Genomic DNA, 21,121 nt, shown 5'->3' with positions numbered 1-21,121 from the left:
TTCTGATTTTTATATACAAAACCAACTAGGTTTGTTAGTTTCCTTTTTTATAATCTTCTAAAAATTTAGCCAAACCAATATCTGTTAAAGGATGTTTTAACAAACCTTCAATAGCACTTAAAGGGCCTGTCATTACATCTGCACCTAATTTTGCACAATCTATAACATGCATTGTATGACGCACAGAAGCCGCTAAAATTTCAGTTTCAAAACCATAATTATCATAAATAGTTCTAATTTCTGCAATTAGGTTTAAACCGTCTGTAGAAATATCATCTAAACGACCTATAAACGGCGAAACATAAGTTGCACCAGCCTTTGCTGCCAATAATGCTTGACCTGCAGAGAATACTAAAGTTACGTTGGTTTTAATTCCTTTAGAAGAAAAATATTTACATGCTTTTACACCATCTTTTATCATCGGTAACTTTACTACTATTTGCGGATTCAGAGCAGCCAAAGCCTCTCCTTCTTTTACCATACCTTCAAAATCTGTAGCAATTACTTCTGCAGAAACATGACCATCTACCAAATTGCAAATTTCTTTGTAATGGTTGATGATATTTTCTTGCCCAGTAACACCTTCTTTAGCCATTAAAGATGGGTTTGTAGTAACTCCGTCTAAAATACCTAAAGCTTGCGCTTCTTTAATTTGATCTAAATTTGCTGTGTCAATAAAAAATTTCATTTCTATATTTATTTTAATATTATTTTTTTTGGCGTTTTAACAGGCTTTACGCACTCGCTTTTTGTTCATACTTCACAAAAGAGCTCAAACAGATGCTTCAATCCCTTACGCAAAGATAGTTACTTGCTTATAAACTTAGTAAATCAAAACAAAGTATTTTTAGAGTATATGTAAAAAAACTTTTTGTTATAATTTGTAATGATTCATCAATAACTTTTCGTACCATTTATCTGGTAAAATTCTTTTTAAAACAATAGAGAGTTTTTCTAAAAAACCACCTACTTTGTAATGAGTTTTAGGTTTTTTAGTATTTATTATTTTATGAATTTTTTCTGCCATTTTAATAGGGTTCATACCATTATCTACATGTGCATCCATTAAGTCTAAATTGGTTTGATAATTCTTTTTGTAAGCAGATTTTTCAAAAACGGGTGTATGATATCTACCTGCAGCAATATTAGTAGCAAAATCACCAGGAGCAACGTTTACCACAGAAACCCCAAAACTTTTTACTTCGATTCTTATGGCTTCTGTTGCCAATTCTAAAGCCCCTTTAGAAGAAGAATATATACCTCTAAAAGGCAACCCCATATAACCAGCAATAGAGGTTACATTAATAATTAAACCTACTTTTTGTTTACGCATTTGTGGTAAAACAGTTTTCATTACATCTATAGCTCCAAAAAAATTGGTGTTAAAAGCATTGCGCATTTCCTCTGTAGGAGTATCTTCTATCGGCCCAGTAATGCCAACTCCTGCATTATTAATTAAAACATCTAATCTATTTTCTTTATCTAAAATAAAACCAACTGCTTTTTGTATGGTTTCAGGTTTTAAAACATCTAACCCAATTAAATTAAAAGAAAAGTCTTGTTTACTTTTAGGTTTTCTAGAAGTTCCATACACTATGTATCCTTTTTCAGATAAAAAAGTAGCAATGGCTTTTCCTATACCTGAGGAAGCACCTGTAACTAAGACAACTTTAGACATAAATTATAAGTTCAAGGGTTGAAATTTAAAGTTCAAAGTTAAATTAAAAAAATGAAAGAAGAAATAAGAAAATTTAGGGCACAAAAAATGGCAAGCTACCTACATCACACTGCTACAACCTAATGCCCTTGCTGTGTTCCCACCCTGGGGGATTCAAAGGGAGCTAGTTGTGTAGAACTTGCCATTGCAAATTTACAATCTTTTTTATCTTTAACAATTAAAAATTTATTAAATTTTTGTAACATTTTTAAGAGACTGACTACTAATTAATTGTTTTAATAGTTGATCTATACAATAAAAAAACAGCACTATCAAAACGAAATAATTATATTTGTACAACTAACTAAATTTAAAAAAATGGAAAATCAATCAAATAGTAAAAAAATTATTCTTAATAACGGATTGTATTTGGGAATTATAAGTGTAATTGTAGGTCTTGCTTTATGGGCATCTGGACAATATTTTGAATTACAATGGATAGGAAATAGTGTAGGAACATTAGCTACAATATTTTTTATTGTTTTTGGTATTAAAAGTTATAAAAACACTAATGGTGGTTTTATTTCTTGGGGACAAGGTTTAAAAATTGGTATGGGTATTGTAATGGTTAGTGCTGTAATTTCTGTTATTTACACCTTATTATTAACTAACGTAATAGATCCAGAGTTGCAAGCACAAGGCATGGCAATTCAAGAACAAGCTTGGATAGATCAAGGATTAACCTCTGATCAGATTGAATCTGCAAAAGAAATGACTGAAAAATTCCAAAGTCCAGCTATAATATCTGGTATCATCTTAATTGTTGCTGCTTTTATTGGGTTTGTAATTTCTGCAATAATTGCAGCAATTATGAAAAAATCTGAAGAAGAAACTTACTAAAGATCAAAATAACACTTTCTTTACTCAAAAAAAATAGTAATTTTGAATATTGAATACTAAATTTTGAACTCTTATATATGGAAATTTCGGTAGTAATACCACTTCTTAACGAAGAAGAATCTTTACAAGAATTACACGATTGGATTGCAAATGTTATGCAGTCCAATCGTTATTTTTATGAAATTATTTTTATTGATGATGGTAGTATAGACACTTCTTGGAAGGTTATAGAAAAGCTATCTAAAAAAAACAACGCTGTAAAAGGGATTCGTTTTCAAAAAAACTACGGAAAATCACAAGCTTTAGATGCTGGTTTCGATTTGGCTTCTGGTGATGTGGTAATTACCATGGATGCAGACTTACAAGACAATCCAGAGGAAATACCCGAATTATACAATCTTATTGTAAAAGAAAATTACGATTTAATTTCTGGCTGGAAAAAGAAACGTTATGACAATGTAATTACCAAAAACATTCCATCTAAACTATTTAATGCAGCTGCCAGAAAAACCTCTGGGCTAAAATTACACGATTTTAACTGTGGTTTAAAAGCCTATAAAAACGAAGTTATTAAAGCCGTAAAAGTTAGTGGAGAAATGCACAGGTACATTCCTGTTTTAGCAAAAAACGCTGGTTTTAATAAAATTGGCGAAAAAGTGGTGCAACATCAAGCCAGAAAATATGGTGTAACCAAATTTGGTATAGATCGCTTTGTAAACGGTTTTTTAGATTTAATCACTATTTCATTTTTATCAAAATTTGGTAAAAGACCCATGCACTTTTTTGGTTTGTGGGGTACTTTAATGTTTTTATTCGGAACAACTTCTGCATCTTACATAGGGATTCTTAAACTATATAAAGTCTATAACGGCATTAAAACCATCTTGGTAACAGACAATCCTTGGTTTTTTATTGCACTAACTTCTATGATTTTAGGAACTTTATTATTTTTGGCTGGTTTTATTGGTGAACTTGTCATAAAATCAAACAACAACGAAAAACACTACGCAATAAAAGAAAAACTCAATTTCTAAAATGTATATTTGCATTATAAAACCATAATTTTATTCAACTAAAAAATGAGCGAAATTTTAGACAAAGCAAAACACTGGTTAACAGCTACTTTTGACAGTGAAACTCAAAAAGAAGTACAAGATTTACTAAATTCTAACCCAAAAGATTTAGAAGACAGCTTCTATAAAGACATGGAATTTGGTACAGGTGGTATGCGTGGAACTATGGGTGCAGGAACCAACAGAATTAATAAATACACTTTGGGTAGAGCTACACAAGGCTTGTCTAATTATATTATAGAAAACGTTACAAAAGATCAAAAAAGTGTTGTAATTGCTTATGATTGCAGACACAACAGTAAAAAGTTTGCCAAAATTGTTGCAGATGTTTTATCTGCCAATCAGATTAAAGTATATGTATTTGAAGATTTAAGACCAACACCAGAATTATCTTTTGCTGTTCGTCATTTAAATTGCGATGCTGGTATTGTGTTAACAGCCTCCCATAATCCACCAGAATACAATGGCTATAAAGTTTATTGGGCTGATGGAGGACAAATTGTTCCACCTCATGATAGTGGCATTATAAACAAAGTAAATGAATTAGATTTTTCTGAAATCAACTTTAATGCAAACGAAGATTTAATAGAAGTAATAGGCAAAAATGTAGATGATGCATTTATTGAAGCTTCCGTAAAAAATGGTTCTTTAGCAGAAAATATTGATAGAAAAAACCTAAAAATAGTATTTACTTCTTTGCATGGTACATCAATAGTATCTATACCAAATGCTTTGGCTAAAGCTGGTTATACAGACGTGCATATTGTAGAAGAGCAAAAAACTCCAGATGGAGATTTTCCTACGGTAAAATCTCCAAATCCAGAAGAACCAGAAGCATTGCAAATGGCAACCAATTTAGCCAATAAAATTGGGGCAGATATTGTAATTGGTACAGACCCTGATTGTGATAGATTAGGTGTTGCTGTTAGAGATTTAGATGGAAACATGAAATTGATGAATGGAAACCAGACCATGGTTGTAATGACTGAATTTCTTTTGAAAAAATGGAAACAAGAAGGCAAAATTAATGGAAAACAATTTATAGGGTCTACAATTGTTTCTACAGAATTGGTAAACAATGTTGCCGCTAATTATGGTGTAGACACCAAAATTGGTTTAACTGGGTTTAAGTGGATTGCTAAAATGGTTCGCGATTTTCCTGAACTAGATTTTATTGGTGGTGGTGAAGAAAGTTTTGGGTATATGGTTGGCGATTTTGTAAGAGATAAAGATGCCGTTACTGCCACTCTTTTAGCTTGTGAAGTTGCCGCATATGCAAAGCAAAATGGGAGCTCTTTTTACAAAGAATTATTAAAAATTTACACAAAAAACGCTTTTTATAAAGAACACTTAATCTCAATTACTAAAAAAGGAATGGATGGTGCTGCTCAAATTCAGAAAATGATGAGTGATATGCGTGTAAATCCACTAAAAAATATTGATGGGGAAAAAGTAAAAACACTTTCTGATTATCAAGAATCTGTAGAATATAATTTAATTTCTGGTGAGAATAAGAATATAGATTTACCAAAGTCTAATGTTTTAATTTATCAAACAGAAAATGGCACAAGGGTAGCTGCAAGACCAAGTGGTACAGAGCCTAAAATAAAATTTTACTTTAGTGTTAATACATCGTTAGAAAGTATAGAAAATGCTAAAAAAACGGAGACTGAATTGGATGCTAAAATACAACGCATTATTAAAGAAATGAACTTAAATTAATGGGGTATTTTAAAGACATTTTAAAATACGAGAAAAAGTATCGGAAATTTACAATACTAAATATTGCATTTAATATTCTTTATGCCATTTTTAATGTACTTTCTGTTTTAGCTTTTATACCTGTTTTAGGTATTTTATTTGAAACGGATAAAAAAGCAGTTGTAAAACCTGTTTATGAAAATTTACTAGGTTTAGGTACCTATTTAAAAGATAGTTTTTACTATTATATTTCAGAAAAAATAGCAAGTGAAGGTAATATTAAAACACTCGTTTTTATATGTTTACTTGCAATATCGTTATTCTTTTTAAAAAATTTATTTAGATATTTAGCTTCATATGTAATTACATTTTTAAGAACCGGTGTTGTAAAAGATTTAAGAGATAATCTCTATCATAAAATAGTTGAATTACCTATTTCTTATTTTTCTGAAAAAAGAAAAGGAGACATTATTGCACGTATGACTTCTGATGTACAAGAAGTAGAAAATTCTATATTAACCTCTATAGAAACCATAGTTAGAGAACCACTAACTGTAATAATTGCAATTTCAATTATGCTGTTTATGAGTGTAAAACTAACCTTATTTGTTTTTATTTTACTACCTGTATCAGGTTTTATCATATCATCGATAAGTAAAAAGTTAAAAGCAAAATCTATAAAAGCCCAAAAAGAAACGGGTACTTTTTTATCTTTTATTGAAGAAACTTTAACAGGCTTAAGAATTATAAAAGGATTCAATGCAGAAAATGTAATTGAGAAAAAATTTAACAATTCTACTTTAAGTTTTAAACAATTAATGACCAGTGTTTTTCATAGACAAACCTTAGCTTCTCCTTTGAGTGAGTTTTTAGGCTCTGCAACCATTATTGCTATTCTTTGGTATGGAGGAACAGAAGTTTTATCGAACACAAGTAGTTTACAACCTGATGAATTTATGGGTTACATTGTGCTGTTTTACACCGTTTTAAACCCTATTAAATTAATTACTACTACATTTTACAACATTCAAAAAGGTGAGGCATCTGCAGAAAGAATTATGAGTGTTTTAAATACCGAAAACGATATTAAAGACTTACCCAATGCTATTGATAAAGAAGGTTTTAATAATCAAATAGAATTTAAAAATATTTCATTTAAATATAAAAAAGAATATATTTTAAAAGATTTTTCTTTAACTATAAATAAAGGAGAAACTGTGGCTTTGGTTGGGCAATCTGGAAGTGGAAAATCTACATTAGCCAATTTAATTACCCGTTTCTACGATGTAAATAAAGGCGAAGTTTTGATTGATGGCCAAAACATTAAAAAAATCACTAAAAAATCTTTACGAGGTTTAATGGGAATTGTTTCTCAAGATTCTATTTTATTTAATGATACTGTTGAAAACAACATCAAATTAGGGAGTCAGAATGCGCATTATAATGCTATTAAAGAAGCTTCTGAAATTGCCAATGCAGCAGAATTTATAGAAAATTTACCAGAAAAATATTTAACCAATATAGGGGATAGTGGAAATACACTTTCTGGAGGACAAAAACAACGTTTGTCTATTGCAAGAGCTGTGTTAAAAAATCCTCCTATTATGATTTTAGATGAAGCTACTTCTGCTCTAGATACAGAGTCTGAACAATTGGTGCAAGTTGCTTTAGAAAAAATGATGCAAAACAGAACATCTTTAGTAATTGCGCATCGATTATCTACCATACAAAAAGCAGATTTAATTGTGGTAATGAAAAAAGGTGAAATTGTAGAGCAAGGTAAACATGACGAATTACTTGCTAATAAAGGAGAATATTATAAATTGGTTACGATGCAATCATTAAGTTAGTTGTAAACCTAACTGTTTTCCTTTGTCAATCATAAAATTATAACAAGCTTTATGTTCATTAGGTATTTCACCTTCTAAAATGGCTTCCTTTATGGCTTCTTTTATTTGCCCAATTTCTCTACAAGGCTTTAAATTAAAAGCTTTCATAATTTCTTCACCAGAAATTGGCGGCTGAAAATTACGAACTCTATCTCGTTCTTCTACTTCTTTAATCTTCTCACGAACTAACTCAAAGTTTTTATGATATCTTTTAAATTTCTTTTGATTTTTAGTAGTAATATCAGCCTCACACAATGTCATCAAATCATTGATATCATCACCAGCATCAAAAACCAAACGTCTTACGGCAGAATCTGTAACATCACTTGCCAGCACAATGGGTCTTGAACTTAACAATACCATTTTTTGAACAAATTTCATTTTATTATTCAATGGCATTTTTAATCTTTTAAAAAGTTTGTATACCATTTTAGCACCCACAAATTCGTGTGCATGAAACGTCCACCCTACTTTTTTATTAAATTTCTTTGTGGGGGCTTTACCAATATCATGCAATAAAGCTGCCCAACGTAACCATACATTACTGGTGTTTTTTGCAATATTATCTACCACCTCTAAAGTATGATAAAAATTATCTTTGTGTTTTTGACCTTCTACCTCTTCTACTCCTTTTAAGTCGGTTAACTCTGGTAAAAATCGTAGTAAAAGCGTTGTTTTTTCTAATAATAAAAATCCTATCGAGGGTTTTGGGGCAGAGAGGATTTTATTCAATTCGTCTATAATTCTTTCTCTTGTAATTATTTTTAGCCTCTCTGTATTTTTTGTAATTGCAGACAATGAATTTTCTTCAATAGAAAAGTTTAATTGCGTAGCAAAGCGTATGGCGCGTATCATTCTTAAAGGGTCATCAGAATAGGTAATATCAGGATTTAGAGGCGTTCTAATAACCCCTTTTTCTAAATCTTGAATCCCATTAAAAGGGTCCAACAATTCTCCAAAATTATCTTCGTTTAAACTTAATGCCAACGCATTGATTGTAAAATCTCTTCTGTTTTGATCGTCTTCTAAAGTACCTTCGGTAACTTTTGGATTTCTACTTTCTTCTGTATAAGATTCTTTTCTTGCTCCAACAAACTCAATTTCTATATCTTTAAAACGCAACATGGCAGTACCATAAGTTTTAAAAACTTGTACTTTGGGTTTATTTGGTAATAATTGAGAAACTTTTAAAGCTAAATCAATACCACTTCCAATAGCAACCACGTCAATATCTTTTGCATTGCCTCTGTTTAGAAAAAAATCGCGAACAAAACCACCAATTACATAGCTTTCTATAGCTAATTGTTTGGATGCTTTTGATATTATTGAGAAAATTTCTAAGGAAATAGCTTCTTTATGATTCATTATTTATAGTCGAAAAATTGAATACTATTATTTATTTTGATGCAAATCTACCATTTAATAAACACCTGTCAAAATTGGTTATCTTATTTGTTTAACTATTTATGATTGATTTTTTACCATCATAAATGGAGCCTTTTTACACTTTACATTTTGATTTTTAAAGTCTAAAATAGTTTACACAACAATTCTAAAAATAGTATTTTTGCAACATATTTAAAACTTATGTTTCAGAAAATTCCCAACTATATCAAATACATTTTTACCAATGTTTTTGTGCTGTTTATTTTTGTAGTTCTTTTTAGATTTCTATTTTATTTCTTCTTTTTAGATATTAACAATAGTGCAAATTCAGAACTAAAGAAAGCATTTTTTCTAGGTCTTAGATTCGATTTAAAATTAGCGATACTTACATTTTTTCCATTAGCAATCCTTGTACTAATTACAAATTATCGTTTTTTTAAAAGAACGGTTTATAAAAAATTAGCCAACCTTTATCTCTTATTTTCTTATCTAATTTTAACGCTTTTCTACTTATTCGATTTTGGATATTATGAGTATTTAGGAATTCGTTTAGATGCATCCTCTTTACGTTTTTTAAGTAATTTAAAAATATCTACTCAGGTTTTAGTTGAGAGCTATCCTGTTTACAAAGGCTTAATAGGTTTGTTTATTTTTGGTTTTATCATATTTAAATTTGCAAAATTTATTTATCAATTATTCAATAAAATAGAGGGAAAAATTACAAAAAAAGTAAAAGCAATTTATTTTATTGTTACCTTTTTACTATTATCCTTTGGGGTTTATAACAGTTTTACACATTATCCTTTAAGGTGGAGTGAAGCCTTTTTCTCTAAAAAGAATACGATCAATCAATTTGGTTTAAATCCTGTTTTATATTTCTTTGACAGTTTTGCTTTTAGAAGCGAAGGTGTAAATATGGAAGCGTTTAAAACCTATTATCCCGTAATTGCCAAACAATTAGATTTACCTTTAGATACTATTAATTTTGAAAAAAAAGTAACTTTTGACAATCCATACAAACAAAAACCAAATGTTGTTTATGTAATGTTAGAATCTACAGGAACAGCCCCTATGAGTTATTATGGTAACCCTTTAAATAGTACTCCTAAAATGGACTCTATTATTAAAAAAAGTTTGAGTTTTTCAAAATTTTACGTGCACAAACCAGGAACTGCAGGTAGTGTTTTTGCGAGTATTACTGGATTACCAGATATTGAAGATGTAAAAACGGCTTCTAGAAACCCTTTAATTATAGACCAGCGTATTATTTTTGATCAATATAAAGAATATGAAAAGTTATATTTTTTAGGCGGTTCTGCTAATTGGGCAAATATTAGAGGTGTTTTTCAATCGAATATTAAAGATTTAAAAATTTATGAAGAGGGTAGTTTTGAAGAAGAAAATAGAGCTGATGTTTGGGGAATTGATGATTACGATCTATTTAAAGAGTCTGATAAAGTACTAAAAAAATTACATGAAAAAGGAAAACCTTTTGTAGCTTATATTCAAACAGCTACCAACCACATGCCTTTTACAGTTCCTAATAAAAAAGAAAGCTTTACTCCTATTTTTGATGATGAAATTGATCAAGAAACACTATTAAAAGGTGGTTTTAGATCTTTGGGGCAATTAAACGGAATACGTTATTTAGACTTTAATATTGCTCGTTTTTTAGAAAGATCCAAAGAAGCTGGTTATTATGAGAATACTATTTTTGTGTTTTTTGGAGATCACAGAGGTGGCATGAAAAAATTGAACTTTCTAGATAATAACGAAGATGATTTGGGCATACAAGTTCATCATGTACCTTTTTTCATTCACGCTCCTAAATTTGTAGAATCAAAAGTGGTGAATAAGTATGCAAAATTAGTTGACGTTTTTCCTACTGCTACAAGTATTGCAAAAGTTGATTATAACAATTATACTTTGGGTAGAGATTTATTAGATAGTACAACTATAAATACTGCTGCGTTTGTGTATATTCAAAATAAAGGAGAAAAAGCAGTAGGTTTAATAAAAGATGGCTATTATTACGAAAAAACAAATACTTCTAAAAAATCAAGTCTATTTAGTTTAGAAAACTTAAAAATAAAAGATATTAAGTTAGAAAAACCTGAAGTTTCAAGTAAAATGGATAGCCTTTTATCCGGATATTATCATATTACCAAATATTTATATTTTAATAATAAAAAAACTGAAAAGTAATTTTTTTAAAAGAATATAAAGCTATATCTAATATGATATTAATTAATTGTATCTATAAAATTAGTTTCTAATTTTTTATCAATCCAATTTAATATTAAATTTAATGTTTTTTTTGGCGCCAGTTCTAAACTTTGAAAACAAACAAATTTTTTAGTTTTTATGTTTTCAAACATCTTTAATTTAAATTTAGTAATTAAAAAATGATAAGACTGGAAATAACTTAATTGAAAATCTGTTTTTAAAATATAAGTTTCTTTTTTTACTTCTAGATGATTTGATAAAGAGGATATAATAAATTGGGAATTATTCCTAAATCTATGTTTTATATTATTATCTAAAAACTTAGGATTTTGATTAAAATATTCTTCTATAGTTGACTTTCTAATAGAAACTGGTGTATGATCTCTTCTAATATATTTTTTTAGTCCTAATAATTTTGCACTATTTTGTTGTGCTAATTTATAACCTGTTTTTTGCTTATCTTGTTTTTTAAAAATAGATTTAACTTTAATATATAATTTTCTAAATATCTTATCCTCATAAAAAGATTCCCAAACACCTCTTATAACTGGTTGTCCATTTTTAAAAAAATCTTCCTCATTTGTTTCTCTCATTAGAAAAGTATCATCGTTGAAAATAACAAAATGTTCAGACAAATTGGGAATTTGATATAACATTGTTATAATAGAACAAGAGTTAAAAGTTGGTAAATAATTATCAAATCTTTTAAAAATGACCTGATGATCTACCAGTTCTAAATTAACATTCTTTTTAAAAGCAAAACTTTGAAGTTTCTTAAAATTTTCTGGTTCTTGATTATCTGTTACTAAATAAATATTTTTTATGAAAGAAGCATATTTAATGATAGATAAAATTGCAATTTCAATTTCGTTTAAGGAATTATATCTTGTAGAAGCTTTTTTATCCTCCCAATCTATTTTTTTATCTAAATATTTATTAATTTTAAGTTGCCAATTTTTATCTGCACTATCTACCCAAGTAATTACTGCATCTATCTTTATGTTTTTAGAGTTTTTCATTTTAATTTATGTCTTTATTTAACAACCAGAGTTTAATATATCTAGAATACACACCATAAGCTTGAGCTCTTGCAAAAATATAACCCGGAAAACCATCAAGAAACCCTAACCTAATAAAGTAGTGAATACAAAACCTTGCAGCTGGTTTTATAACAATATGGAATAAATAATTAATTCTTTTTCTTTTTTCAAAATATTGTTTTGCTCTTAATGCTCCATAATGATTCATTTTAGAAATATAGTGATCAAAGTTCTTATATGAAAAATGTTCAATTCTATTTTTAAAAAAACCTAATTTGCCATTAGAAACAATAGTTTCATGAACAACACCTTCATAAATACAATGTTCTTTTAGAAAAAGTCGAACCACTTTATCACTTTGGCAACCACCATACTTTATGTGTTTTCCTGCAAAATAAAAAGATCTACGTACATAAAAACCAACAAATCCTCCAGGATCTTTTACGGCAGCTAAAATTTCTTTTTCAACTTTTGGAGTTACTCTTTCATCTGCATCTAAAATATAAATCCAACTATGTTTAGCTTGCGAAATTGCAAAGTTTTTTTGAGAAGAAAAATCATCAAACTTTCGCTTGATGATTTTTACATTATGTTGGGCTGCTATTGCTAGCGTTTTATCTGTACTAAAAGAATCTATCACAATAATTTCGTCAGCAAAACTTACAGATTTTATTGCATCAGCAATGTGAATTTCTTCATTTAAAGTGGGTATAATTGCCGATATTTTTGTCATAAATTAAAAGATCCTAAACGGCTACGTCATATTCACGTAAGGCATCGTTTAAAGATGTTTTTTTGTTCGTACTTTCTTTTCTTTTTCCAATAATTAATGCACAAGGTACATTGTATTCGCCAGCAGCAAATTTTTTGGTATAACTACCAGGAATCACAACAGACCTTGCAGGTACTCTACCTTTCATTTCCACAGGTTCATCACCAGTAACGTCTATAATTTTGGTACTCATAGTTAATACTACATTAGCCCCTAAAACAGCTTCTTTTTCTACTCTAACACCTTCTACTACAATACATCTAGAGCCTATAAAAGCGCCGTCTTCTATTATTACAGGTGCAGCTTGTAATGGTTCTAAAACACCACCAATACCTACACCTCCAGATAAATGTACATTTTTACCAATTTGCGCACAAGAACCTACTGTTGCCCAAGTATCTACCATAGTTCCTTCGTCTACATAAGCACCAATATTTACATAACTTGGCATTAAAATAGTACCTTCAGAAATATAAGCACCATGTCTTGCTACAGCATTTGGCACAACTCTTATACCTCTTTCTTTATAGTTTCTTTTTAAAGGAATTTTATCATGATATTCAAAAATACCAGCTTCTAAAGTTTCCATTTTCTGAATTGGAAAATACAACACTACTGCTTTTTTTACCCACTCATTTACTTGCCAACCATCAGTAGTTGGTTCTGCAACTCTTAATTCGCCTTTATCTAATAAATCAACTACATTTCTAATGGTATCTATCGTTTTTTGCTCTTTTAATAAGTCTCGATTTTCCCAAGCTGATTCTATAATTTTTCTTATTGCTTCCATTGTAAATATTTAATTATTGCAAATATAAAAGTATCTGTAAAAATTAAAAGCGAAGATACATTTTTTAAACAGATATTTCCGCTTTGTTTAAAAAACGTATTTTTGTCAAAAAAATTATTTATGTCTAGAATTTTAGCTATCGATTTTGGTAAAAAAAGAACAGGAATTGCAATTACTGATGAACTGCAAATTATAGCTTCTGGTTTAACTACCGTTGATACAACTAAATTACTAGCTTTTTTAAAAGACTATATTTCTAAAGAAAAGGTTGAATTATTTTTGGTAGGCTTGCCAAAACAAATGAATAATACAGATAGCGAAAGTGAAATTTTAATTACTCCTTTTTTAGAGAAATTGACAAAACAAATACCAAATATTCCAGTAAAAAGAATAGATGAACGTTTTACCTCTAAAATGGCTTTTCAGACTATGATAGACAGTGGAATGAAAAAAAAACAACGTAGAAATAAAGCTATGGTTGATGAAATAAGTGCTACCATTATTTTACAATCCTATTTATATAGCATTTAAATGTATTCTTATTGAAAAGTTGAACTACTTTTCATGATTAAATAAGCAAAATTGACAATTCAAAATTCGTAATTAATTATTCTAAGTTGTACTTTTGCGATCGTTAAAAAATAAAAAAAATGATTTTACCTATTGTTGCTTACGGAGATCCTGTTTTAAGAAAAGTTGCTGTAGATATCGACCCAAGTTATCCTGATTTACAAAAACTAATTACCAATATGAGAGAGACCATGTACAATGCTTCTGGTGTTGGTATAGCAGCTCCTCAAATTGGTAAATCGATCCGTCTTTTTTTAATTGATGCTTCTCCTTTTGCAGAGGATAAGGATTTATCTAATGAAGATAGAGAGACTTTAAAAACATTTAATAAGGTGTTTATTAATGCTAAAATTTTAGAAGAAGAAGGTGATGAATGGGCTTTTAATGAAGGTTGTTTAAGCATCCCAGATGTTAGAGAAGATGTTTTTCGTCAACCCAAAATAACTATAGCGTATTTTGATGAAAAATTTGAAAAGCATACAGAAACTCTAGAAGGTTTAGCGGCAAGAGTTTTTCAACATGAATATGATCATATAGAAGGTGTTTTATTTACAGATAAATTATCTTCTTTAAAGAAAAGAATTATAAAAAAGAAATTAGAAAATATCTCTAAAGGGAAAATTAGAATTGATTATAGAATGCGTTTCCCGAATTTAAAAAAAGGTAAATAGTCTTTTAAAAGACAAAAAAAATAAAATATGGAGTTTAGTAAAATTATTTCAGTTACTGGTAAACCAGGTTTATTTCAAGTAATTTCTCAATCTAAAAATGCAATTATTGTTGCATCTTTAACAGACAATAAAAGAATGGCAATTAATGCTACACAAAACGTTAGTTTATTAGAAAACATTGCTATTTATACATATGAAGAAGACATACCTTTATTAAATGTTTTTAAAGCAATGTACACTAAAACTGAAGGTAAAGAAGCAGTATCTCACAAAGAAAGTGGTAAAAAACTAGAAGCCTTTTTTGCAGAAGCTATTCCAAATTATGATGACGAAAGAGTATACACTTCTAACATAAAAAAAGTAATACAGTGGTTTAACTTATTAGTAAAATTTGGAATGGATTTTTCTAAAATTGAAGAAACTTCTGAAGAGACAACTGAAGAGGCATAGATGCTGTTGCCAGTTAGCAAAAATATTTTATTTTCAAAAAAAGATTTCAAAATAAGCTTGAAAAGCAGTTGAGAAATTTTAAAAATTGAAGCTTCAAAAACTTTTAAATTCTAAAATGAATAGCAGAAAAGAACAATTAGAAGCGTTTAACAGATTGTTAGATATTATGGATGATCTCAGGGAAAAATGTCCTTGGGATAAAAAACAAACATTACAAAGTTTGCGCCATTTAACAATAGAAGAAACCTACGAATTAGCAGATGCCATTCTAGATAACGACTTACCAGAAATAAAAAAAGAATTAGGAGACGTTTTACTGCACATTGTTTTTTATGCAAAAATTGGTAGCGAAAAAAAAGCTTTTGACATTGCAGATGTGGCTAATTCTATTTCTGATAAGTTAATAGACAGGCATCCCCATATTTACGGAGATGTACAAGTAGAAAATGAGGCAGATGTTAAAAGAAATTGGGAAAACTTAAAACTAAAAGAAGGAAAAACTTCTGTTTTAGAAGGGGTTCCAAAAAGTTTACCTGCTGTTGTTAAAGCCTGTAGAATTCAAGAAAAAGTTGCTGGTGTTGGTTTTGATTGGGAAAAACCAGCACAAGTTTGGGAAAAAGTACAAGAAGAATTAGCCGAATTAAACGAGGAAATAAAAGCTGGTCATACAGAAAATACTGAAAAAGAATTTGGAGATGTGCTTTTTTCTATGATAAATTACGCACGCTTTATTGATGTAAATCCAGAAAATGCATTAGAAAAAACCAATAAAAAATTTATAAAAAGGTTTCAGTATCTAGAAAAAGCTGCTAAAAAACAAAACAAACAACTTTCTGATATGTCCTTAACAGAAATGGATGTTTTTTGGGAAGAATCTAAACAGTTTTTTAAATAAAAACTACTCTATTGCTTTTTTAAAATTTATAATTAGTTTCTGTATTTTTTTATTGTTTAAAACAACTGGAAACAACTCGTTTAAAATATGATGATAGCTATAATCTATCTTTAACCCGTTAATAAGGTGGTTTTTAGCATATTTTTCTTTATTTAAAACAAAAAACAAACCTGCCAACCTGTATTCTATTTCTGCAAAATTTGCATATGATTTTCTAGCTTCTATAAGATACTTTAAAGCATCATTAAATTCACCTAAAAACGTTAAAACATCAATTAAACCTATATAAACTTCTATAGATTTCTTATCTAATTTTAAGCAATTATAAAATCCGTTAACGGCTTCTTCAAAAAAGTTTAGTTTTAAGTTGATATTGGCATAGTATTTCCAATACAAAGCATTATCATCATCTATTTTTAGAGCTTTAGCAATATAATATGCCGCTTTTTCGTAATTTTCTAAATGGTAATATAAATTCGTTAAACGAACCCAAGCTTTATCCAGCAATGGATCTTCATGAACAGCCTTTTTGTAATAAGAAATTGCATAATCTGTTTGCTCTAATTTTTCATAGCACTCTCCTACTCTTGTGTACGCAAAAGCAGTTGGGTCATCTAATTCTAGGGTTACCATATAATTATCTATCGCTTCTTGGTAATTACCTAATGCTTCTAAAGTTTTTGCTTTTTCTAAGTAGCCACCAATAAAAGACTCATCTATTAAGACAGCATAATCAAAAGCATTTAAAGCCTCTTTATACATTTCTAAAATAAAATACTGTCTTCCTAATTGATGCCATGCAACCTCACAATAAGGATTTTTATCTATATAAGTATTTAAATATTTTGCAGCATCTTCATGCTGTTGTTCCATGTCAAAACAATACACAATATTATACAATGCAGAATAATCTTCAAAATTAACCTCTATACAATTGGCAAAATTGAAACGTGCCCTTTCAAAATCGTCTAAGTATAAATATTCCATGCCTATTAAAGACCAAACATCTACTTTATCGTCTGTTAAAGATAATGCCTTTTTTAAATGATCAATAGCTTCTTTATGCTTCCCTTTTTTAGAACTTATGGTTGCTTTTTGTATAAAAACCTCATCATTAGTAGGAGCAATTTTTTCTATTTTCTTTAATAAATTAGATGCTTTATCAACTTCATTATCAGTAATATAAAGCTCCACCATTAACAATTTAAGGTCTACAGAAGCTGGGTGTTGTTCTAAGCCTAATTTAATCGCTTTTTTTGCTAAAGATACTTTACCAGCATCTAAATAATGAATTATAATTTCCTCAAACTCAACCAAATCGAAAAAATAAACGTTATTCGTTTTAAGCATCGATTCAAATTTTAATAGAGACATAACTATGTGATTTGAATTATTACATTAAAAATACTATAAGTCTAGCTGTACATTTAAAAACCTGGTTTTTGTTTTCAACAATTTAATTAACAACACAAGTGTGGTATTTAGTAGAGAATAATTTTGTGCATAGATATTTTTACGTTAATTTTGATTTTCAATAACTATCAACCTAAATTGATAGCATTCTTATGAGCAAAAAAACCTTACTTAACTCAAAAGATATTGAAATTATACTTCATAGATTGGCTTGCCAGTTAATAGAAAACCATGATGATTTTTCAAATACTGTTTTAATTGGTTTACAACCAAGAGGTACTTATTTAGCAAATAGATTAGCAGACTTGCTTAAAACTGCCTACAAAATTAAAAACCTAGAATTAGGACTTTTAGACATTACTTTTTATAGAGACGATTTTAGAAGAAAAGAAAAACCGTTAGCTGCAGAAACCAATCAAATGAACTTTTTAATTGAAGGTAAAAAAGTAGTAATTATAGACGATGTTTTATTTTCTGGAAGAAGTATTAGAGCTGCTCTAACAGCACTTCAATCATACGGAAGACCAGAACATATAGAGTTATTGGTGTTAATAGACAGACGTTTTAGCAGACATTTACCAATACAACCTAACTATAGAGGCAGACAAGTAGATGCAATTAACGAAGAAAGAGTTTTGGTAAGTTGGAAAGAAACACATAAAAAAGATGGTGTTTTTATAGAGCCTAAATAGCATCAATATAAAATGATAAAAAATCATAAAATAACCGCTAACTTAAAAATTATATTGTGTCAGAATTAAGCGTAGAACATTTACTAGGTATAAAGTATTTAAAACCATCTGACATAGATGTTATTTTTAAAACTGCAGATCATTTTAAAGAGGTAATCAATAGACCTATAAAAAAAGTACCCTCTTTAAGAGACATTACCATTGCCAATTTATTTTTCGAAAATAGTACACGTACCAAGTTAAGTTTCGAGTTGGCAGAAAAAAGACTTTCTGCAGATGTTATTAATTTTTCTGCAGGACAATCCTCTGTCAAAAAAGGAGAAACCCTCATAGATACTGTAAACAATATTTTATCTATGAAAGTAGATATTGTAGTAATGAGACATGGAAATGTTGGTGCAGGTGTATTTTTATCTAAACATGTAAATGCAAAAATTATAAATGCTGGTGATGGTACTCATGAACACCCAACACAAGCTTTATTAGACTCTTATTCTATTAGAGAAAAACTAGGCTCTGTAAAAGGAAAAAAAATTGTTATTATTGGCGATATTCTTCATTCTAGAGTAGCTTTATCTAACATTTTTGCCTTACAATTACAAGGTGCTCAAGTAAAAGTTTGCGGACCAACAACATTAATACCTAAACACATTGCAAGTTTAGGGGTAACTGTAGAAACCAACCTAAAAAAAGCTTTAGAATGGTGTGATGTTGCGAATGTACTACGTGTACAACACGAACGTATGGATATTAAATACTTTCCATCAACAAGAGAGTATACACAGCTTTTTGGTATCAATCAAGAAATTTTAGACAACCTTGGCAAAAAAATTGTAATAATGCATCCAGGTCCCATTAACAGAGGGGTAGAAATTACAAGCGATGTTGCAGACTCTAACGATTCTATAATATTGAATCAAGTAGAAAATGGAGTTGCAGTAAGAATGGCAGTAATTTATTTACTCGCACAGCAAATAAAAAGATAAAATGAATATTGATAAAAAAGCAAATTATACCCTTATAAATTCTGATGAAAAAGACTTTACTGTTTTTTTTAAAGTGTTTTCTGAAAAGATAAATGATTTAGAAAACGAACATTTAGTAATTTACTTTTCTGAGAATATTAACACGGGTAACAAAGATTTTTTATTATTTTTGGATATAGCCGAACAAATAAAGGAAAATGGCATATCATTTGTGATAGTATGTTCGTACTTAAACTCAGATGATTTTTCTGAATCTATAAATATTGTACCTACTTTGCTAGAAGCAGAAGATATTTTAGAGATGGAAGCCATAGAAAGAGAATTGGGTTTTTAAAATAGTTTTGATATGATAAAAAAAATACTTTTTATTTTTATTTTAAGCATTTCATTTGTGGGGTTTTCTCAAGAAAAAACCATTAACACATTATCTGCTGCCCCAAATCCTTTTACAAACTCTACAAAAATTACATTTAATAGTATAAACACTTCTGATATTTACTTTACTGTAAAAAATATTTTGGGTAAAACCGTTTATAAAAAAACAATAAAAGCTAAAATTGGTAAAAATTCTCTTAATTTTTACAAAGACAATTTAGTAACAGGCATGTACATTTATAGCATTCAAAATAAAAAGAAAGTTATTTCTAAACGTTTTGTTATTAAATGATAAAATTAACCATACTTGGTTGCCACTCTGCAACACCGCGTGTAAACGCTTTTCCAACTTCACAATACTTAGAAATCAACAATCGTCATTTTTTAATAGATTGTGGCGAAGGTACACAGCGTCAAATGCGTAAGTATAAGGTAGGTTTTTCTAAAATAAACCATATTTTTATCACCCATTTACATGGAGATCATTTTTATGGTTTGGTTGGTTTATTATCTACCTATGGTATTTTAAGCAGAGAAAAAGATATGCATATTTTTGGTCCAAAAGGGATAAAAAATGCAACTTTACAAATGCTTAAAATCTCTGAATCTCATGCTAAATACAATATGATTTTTCATGAATTATCTTCTAAAGAAAGTGAACTGATTTACGAAGATGATAAAGTGTGTGTAAAAACAATTCCGTTAACACACAGAATTTACACAAATGGCTATTTGTTTATAGAAAAAGAAAAACCACGTAAATTAAATATGCTAAACATTAGTGGTTATCCAGAAATTGACAAAGCAGATTATTTAAACATAAAAGCTGGTAGAGATGTTGTTTTACCTTCTGGAGAAGTTGTAAAAAACAAAGAAATTACCATAGACCCACCAAAACCTTTACGTTTTGCTTTTTGCAGTGATACTGCTTATAAACCAGATATTGTACCTATTATTAAAGAGGTAGATTTATTATATCATGAAGCTACATTTTTAAATGACAGAGAAGATTTGGCAAAAAAAACAAAACACTCTACAAGCATTGAGGCTGCAAAAATTGCTAAAAATGCTAATGTGGGTCAGTTAATTGTTGGGCATTATTCTGGTAGATATACAGATATTAGTGCGTTTAAGAAAGAAGCTAGTACTGTATTTAAAAATGTGTCTTTAGCAACTCCAGGCGCTGTATTTTCTGTAGCACATTAATATTGATTGGTTGACAAAAGCACCAAAGTACAAGCTATTTCACTTTTTATTCCATTCTCTTTTAGTAATTTTATAAAATCAAAGTTTTCTGTACCTGGATTAAAAATTACTCTTTTTGGTTGTAAACCAATAATGTACTTATAATATTCCTCTTGCCTCTCTGGTTTTAAGTACAAAGTAACTGTATGTATATTATTATAATTTATATTTTCTTTATCAATAGAAACGCCCGCAACAGTTCCTTTTCTTAAACCAATTGCAACCACTTCTATATTTTTATTTGTAAGTGAATTAATGGCTTTGTTAGAATACCTTTCTGTTTTTAAAGAAGCACCAATAACGAGTGTTTTTTTAGACATTATGTTAAGTTTTAGTTAAGGAAGTTAAAATGAAGAAACACTTTTAAAAATAATACGTCTATAAAGTAAT

General features: G+C 29.1%; 22 protein-coding genes and 1 other RNA gene. 14 read left to right on the top strand and 9 right to left on the bottom strand.

Features of this window, described 5'->3' with window-relative positions; all coding sequences use genetic code 11:
• Positions 1-34: 34 nt before the first annotated feature.
• The 3 genes from fsa to ffs form a co-directional block, all read right to left on the bottom strand.
• Complete coding sequence (fsa, locus tag AC2D6T_RS04250; RefSeq protein WP_298948128.1) at positions 35-688, bottom strand: fructose-6-phosphate aldolase; 654 nt, start codon at positions 686-688, stop codon at positions 35-37.
• Positions 689-874: 186 nt separating this feature from the next.
• Positions 875-1,678, bottom strand: a complete 804-nt coding sequence (locus AC2D6T_RS04245; RefSeq protein WP_484680575.1) for an SDR family oxidoreductase — start codon at positions 1,676-1,678, stop codon at positions 875-877.
• Positions 1,679-1,763: 85 nt separating this feature from the next.
• An RNA gene (ffs, locus tag AC2D6T_RS04240) (signal recognition particle sRNA small type) lies at positions 1,764-1,862 on the bottom strand.
• Positions 1,863-2,035: 173 nt separating this feature from the next.
• Here ffs and AC2D6T_RS04235 point away from each other — a divergent pair.
• The 4 genes from AC2D6T_RS04235 (at position 2,036) to AC2D6T_RS04220 (ending at position 7,181) form a co-directional block, all read left to right on the top strand.
• Complete coding sequence (locus tag AC2D6T_RS04235) at positions 2,036-2,557, top strand: DUF4199 domain-containing protein (protein WP_298948126.1); 522 nt, start codon at positions 2,036-2,038, stop codon at positions 2,555-2,557.
• Between the two features lie 77 nt (positions 2,558-2,634).
• Positions 2,635-3,591, top strand: coding sequence for a glycosyltransferase family 2 protein (locus tag AC2D6T_RS04230; RefSeq protein WP_484680574.1), 957 nt, complete (start codon positions 2,635-2,637; stop codon positions 3,589-3,591).
• Between the two features lie 45 nt (positions 3,592-3,636).
• On the top strand, positions 3,637-5,352 hold the full coding sequence (locus AC2D6T_RS04225; RefSeq protein ID WP_484680573.1) for a phospho-sugar mutase: 1,716 nt from the start codon (positions 3,637-3,639) through the stop codon (positions 5,350-5,352).
• The gene (locus tag AC2D6T_RS04220; RefSeq protein WP_484680572.1) at positions 5,352-7,181 is read left to right on the top strand and encodes an ABC transporter ATP-binding protein; all 1,830 of its coding nucleotides are present in this window, start codon (positions 5,352-5,354) and stop codon (positions 7,179-7,181) included. The genes AC2D6T_RS04225 and AC2D6T_RS04220 overlap by 1 nt, the downstream gene beginning before the upstream one ends.
• On the opposite strand, the gene AC2D6T_RS04215 is transcribed toward AC2D6T_RS04220, so the two are convergent.
• Positions 7,173-8,585, bottom strand: a complete 1,413-nt coding sequence (locus AC2D6T_RS04215; RefSeq protein WP_484680571.1) for a CCA tRNA nucleotidyltransferase — start codon at positions 8,583-8,585, stop codon at positions 7,173-7,175. The two genes, AC2D6T_RS04220 and AC2D6T_RS04215, sit on opposite strands and share 9 nt — an antisense overlap.
• Positions 8,586-8,807: 222 nt before the next feature.
• Here AC2D6T_RS04215 and AC2D6T_RS04210 point away from each other — a divergent pair, with 222 nt between their 5' ends.
• Positions 8,808-10,811: an LTA synthase family protein gene (locus tag AC2D6T_RS04210; protein ID WP_484680570.1), complete on the top strand. Its 2,004-nt coding sequence runs from the start codon at positions 8,808-8,810 to the stop codon at positions 10,809-10,811.
• 38 nt (positions 10,812-10,849) lie between these two features.
• Here the strand turns inward: AC2D6T_RS04210 and AC2D6T_RS04205 are convergent, their stop codons facing one another.
• From AC2D6T_RS04205 to AC2D6T_RS04195, 3 genes are read right to left on the bottom strand one after another with little or no spacing between them, the layout of a single operon-like run.
• Positions 10,850-11,851 carry a Stealth CR1 domain-containing protein gene (locus AC2D6T_RS04205; RefSeq protein WP_484680569.1) on the bottom strand — a complete coding sequence of 334 codons (1,002 nt, stop codon included), beginning with the start codon at positions 11,849-11,851 and terminating at the stop codon, positions 10,850-10,852.
• Between the two features lies 1 nt (position 11,852).
• Positions 11,853-12,605: a glycosyltransferase family 2 protein gene (locus AC2D6T_RS04200; protein WP_484680568.1), complete on the bottom strand. Its 753-nt coding sequence runs from the start codon at positions 12,603-12,605 to the stop codon at positions 11,853-11,855.
• Between the two features lie 13 nt (positions 12,606-12,618).
• The gene (locus tag AC2D6T_RS04195) at positions 12,619-13,434 is read right to left on the bottom strand and encodes a 2,3,4,5-tetrahydropyridine-2,6-dicarboxylate N-succinyltransferase (protein WP_298948116.1); all 816 of its coding nucleotides are present in this window, start codon (positions 13,432-13,434) and stop codon (positions 12,619-12,621) included.
• A gap of 120 nt (positions 13,435-13,554) precedes the next feature.
• Here AC2D6T_RS04195 and ruvX point away from each other — a divergent pair, with 120 nt between their 5' ends.
• The 4 genes from ruvX to mazG all read left to right on the top strand — a co-directional run bounded on the left by ruvX (position 13,555) and on the right by mazG (position 16,020).
• Positions 13,555-13,965, top strand: coding sequence for a Holliday junction resolvase RuvX (ruvX, locus tag AC2D6T_RS04190; protein ID WP_484680567.1), 411 nt, complete (start codon positions 13,555-13,557; stop codon positions 13,963-13,965).
• A 119-nt stretch (positions 13,966-14,084) separates the two neighbouring features.
• A complete protein-coding gene (gene def, locus AC2D6T_RS04185; RefSeq protein WP_484680566.1) occupies positions 14,085-14,675 on the top strand; it encodes a peptide deformylase in 591 nt (196 codons plus the stop codon).
• A 27-nt stretch (positions 14,676-14,702) separates the two neighbouring features.
• The gene (locus tag AC2D6T_RS04180) at positions 14,703-15,125 is read left to right on the top strand and encodes a DUF5606 family protein (protein WP_484680565.1); all 423 of its coding nucleotides are present in this window, start codon (positions 14,703-14,705) and stop codon (positions 15,123-15,125) included.
• Positions 15,126-15,240: 115 nt separating this feature from the next.
• On the top strand, positions 15,241-16,020 hold the full coding sequence (mazG, locus tag AC2D6T_RS04175; protein WP_484680564.1) for a nucleoside triphosphate pyrophosphohydrolase: 780 nt from the start codon (positions 15,241-15,243) through the stop codon (positions 16,018-16,020).
• A gap of 3 nt (positions 16,021-16,023) precedes the next feature.
• Here mazG and AC2D6T_RS04170 read toward each other — a convergent pair whose 3' ends face one another.
• On the bottom strand, positions 16,024-17,394 hold the full coding sequence (locus AC2D6T_RS04170) for a tetratricopeptide repeat protein (protein WP_484680563.1): 1,371 nt from the start codon (positions 17,392-17,394) through the stop codon (positions 16,024-16,026).
• Between the two features lie 191 nt (positions 17,395-17,585).
• Here AC2D6T_RS04170 and pyrR point away from each other — a divergent pair, with 191 nt between their 5' ends.
• Genes pyrR through AC2D6T_RS04145 form a run of 5 tightly spaced genes read left to right on the top strand, consistent with a single transcriptional unit; the run spans position 17,586 to position 20,692 of the window.
• Positions 17,586-18,125 (top strand): bifunctional pyr operon transcriptional regulator/uracil phosphoribosyltransferase PyrR, encoded by a 540-nt coding sequence (gene pyrR, locus AC2D6T_RS04165; RefSeq protein ID WP_438988637.1) that lies wholly within the window; start codon positions 17,586-17,588, stop codon positions 18,123-18,125.
• Between the two features lie 56 nt (positions 18,126-18,181).
• On the top strand, positions 18,182-19,111 hold the full coding sequence (locus AC2D6T_RS04160; protein ID WP_298948109.1) for an aspartate carbamoyltransferase catalytic subunit: 930 nt from the start codon (positions 18,182-18,184) through the stop codon (positions 19,109-19,111).
• Position 19,112: 1 nt separating this feature from the next.
• Entirely contained in the window at positions 19,113-19,445 is a 333-nt protein-coding gene (locus AC2D6T_RS04155) for a hypothetical protein (RefSeq protein WP_298948107.1), read from the top strand.
• Between the two features lie 12 nt (positions 19,446-19,457).
• Positions 19,458-19,778, top strand: a complete 321-nt coding sequence (locus AC2D6T_RS04150; protein WP_484680562.1) for a T9SS type A sorting domain-containing protein — start codon at positions 19,458-19,460, stop codon at positions 19,776-19,778.
• A complete protein-coding gene (locus tag AC2D6T_RS04145; protein ID WP_484680561.1) occupies positions 19,775-20,692 on the top strand; it encodes a ribonuclease Z in 918 nt (305 codons plus the stop codon). Before AC2D6T_RS04150 ends, AC2D6T_RS04145 begins: the two co-directional genes overlap by 4 nt.
• Here AC2D6T_RS04145 and AC2D6T_RS04140 read toward each other — a convergent pair.
• Positions 20,689-21,051: a CoA-binding protein gene (locus tag AC2D6T_RS04140; protein WP_298948103.1), complete on the bottom strand. Its 363-nt coding sequence runs from the start codon at positions 21,049-21,051 to the stop codon at positions 20,689-20,691. The genes AC2D6T_RS04145 and AC2D6T_RS04140 overlap by 4 nt on opposite strands.
• Between the last annotated feature and the right edge of the window lie 70 nt (positions 21,052-21,121).

It is taken from the genome of Polaribacter sp. YIW18, from assembly GCF_057219325.1.
This window is presented reverse-complemented; position numbering and strand designations above follow the sequence as displayed.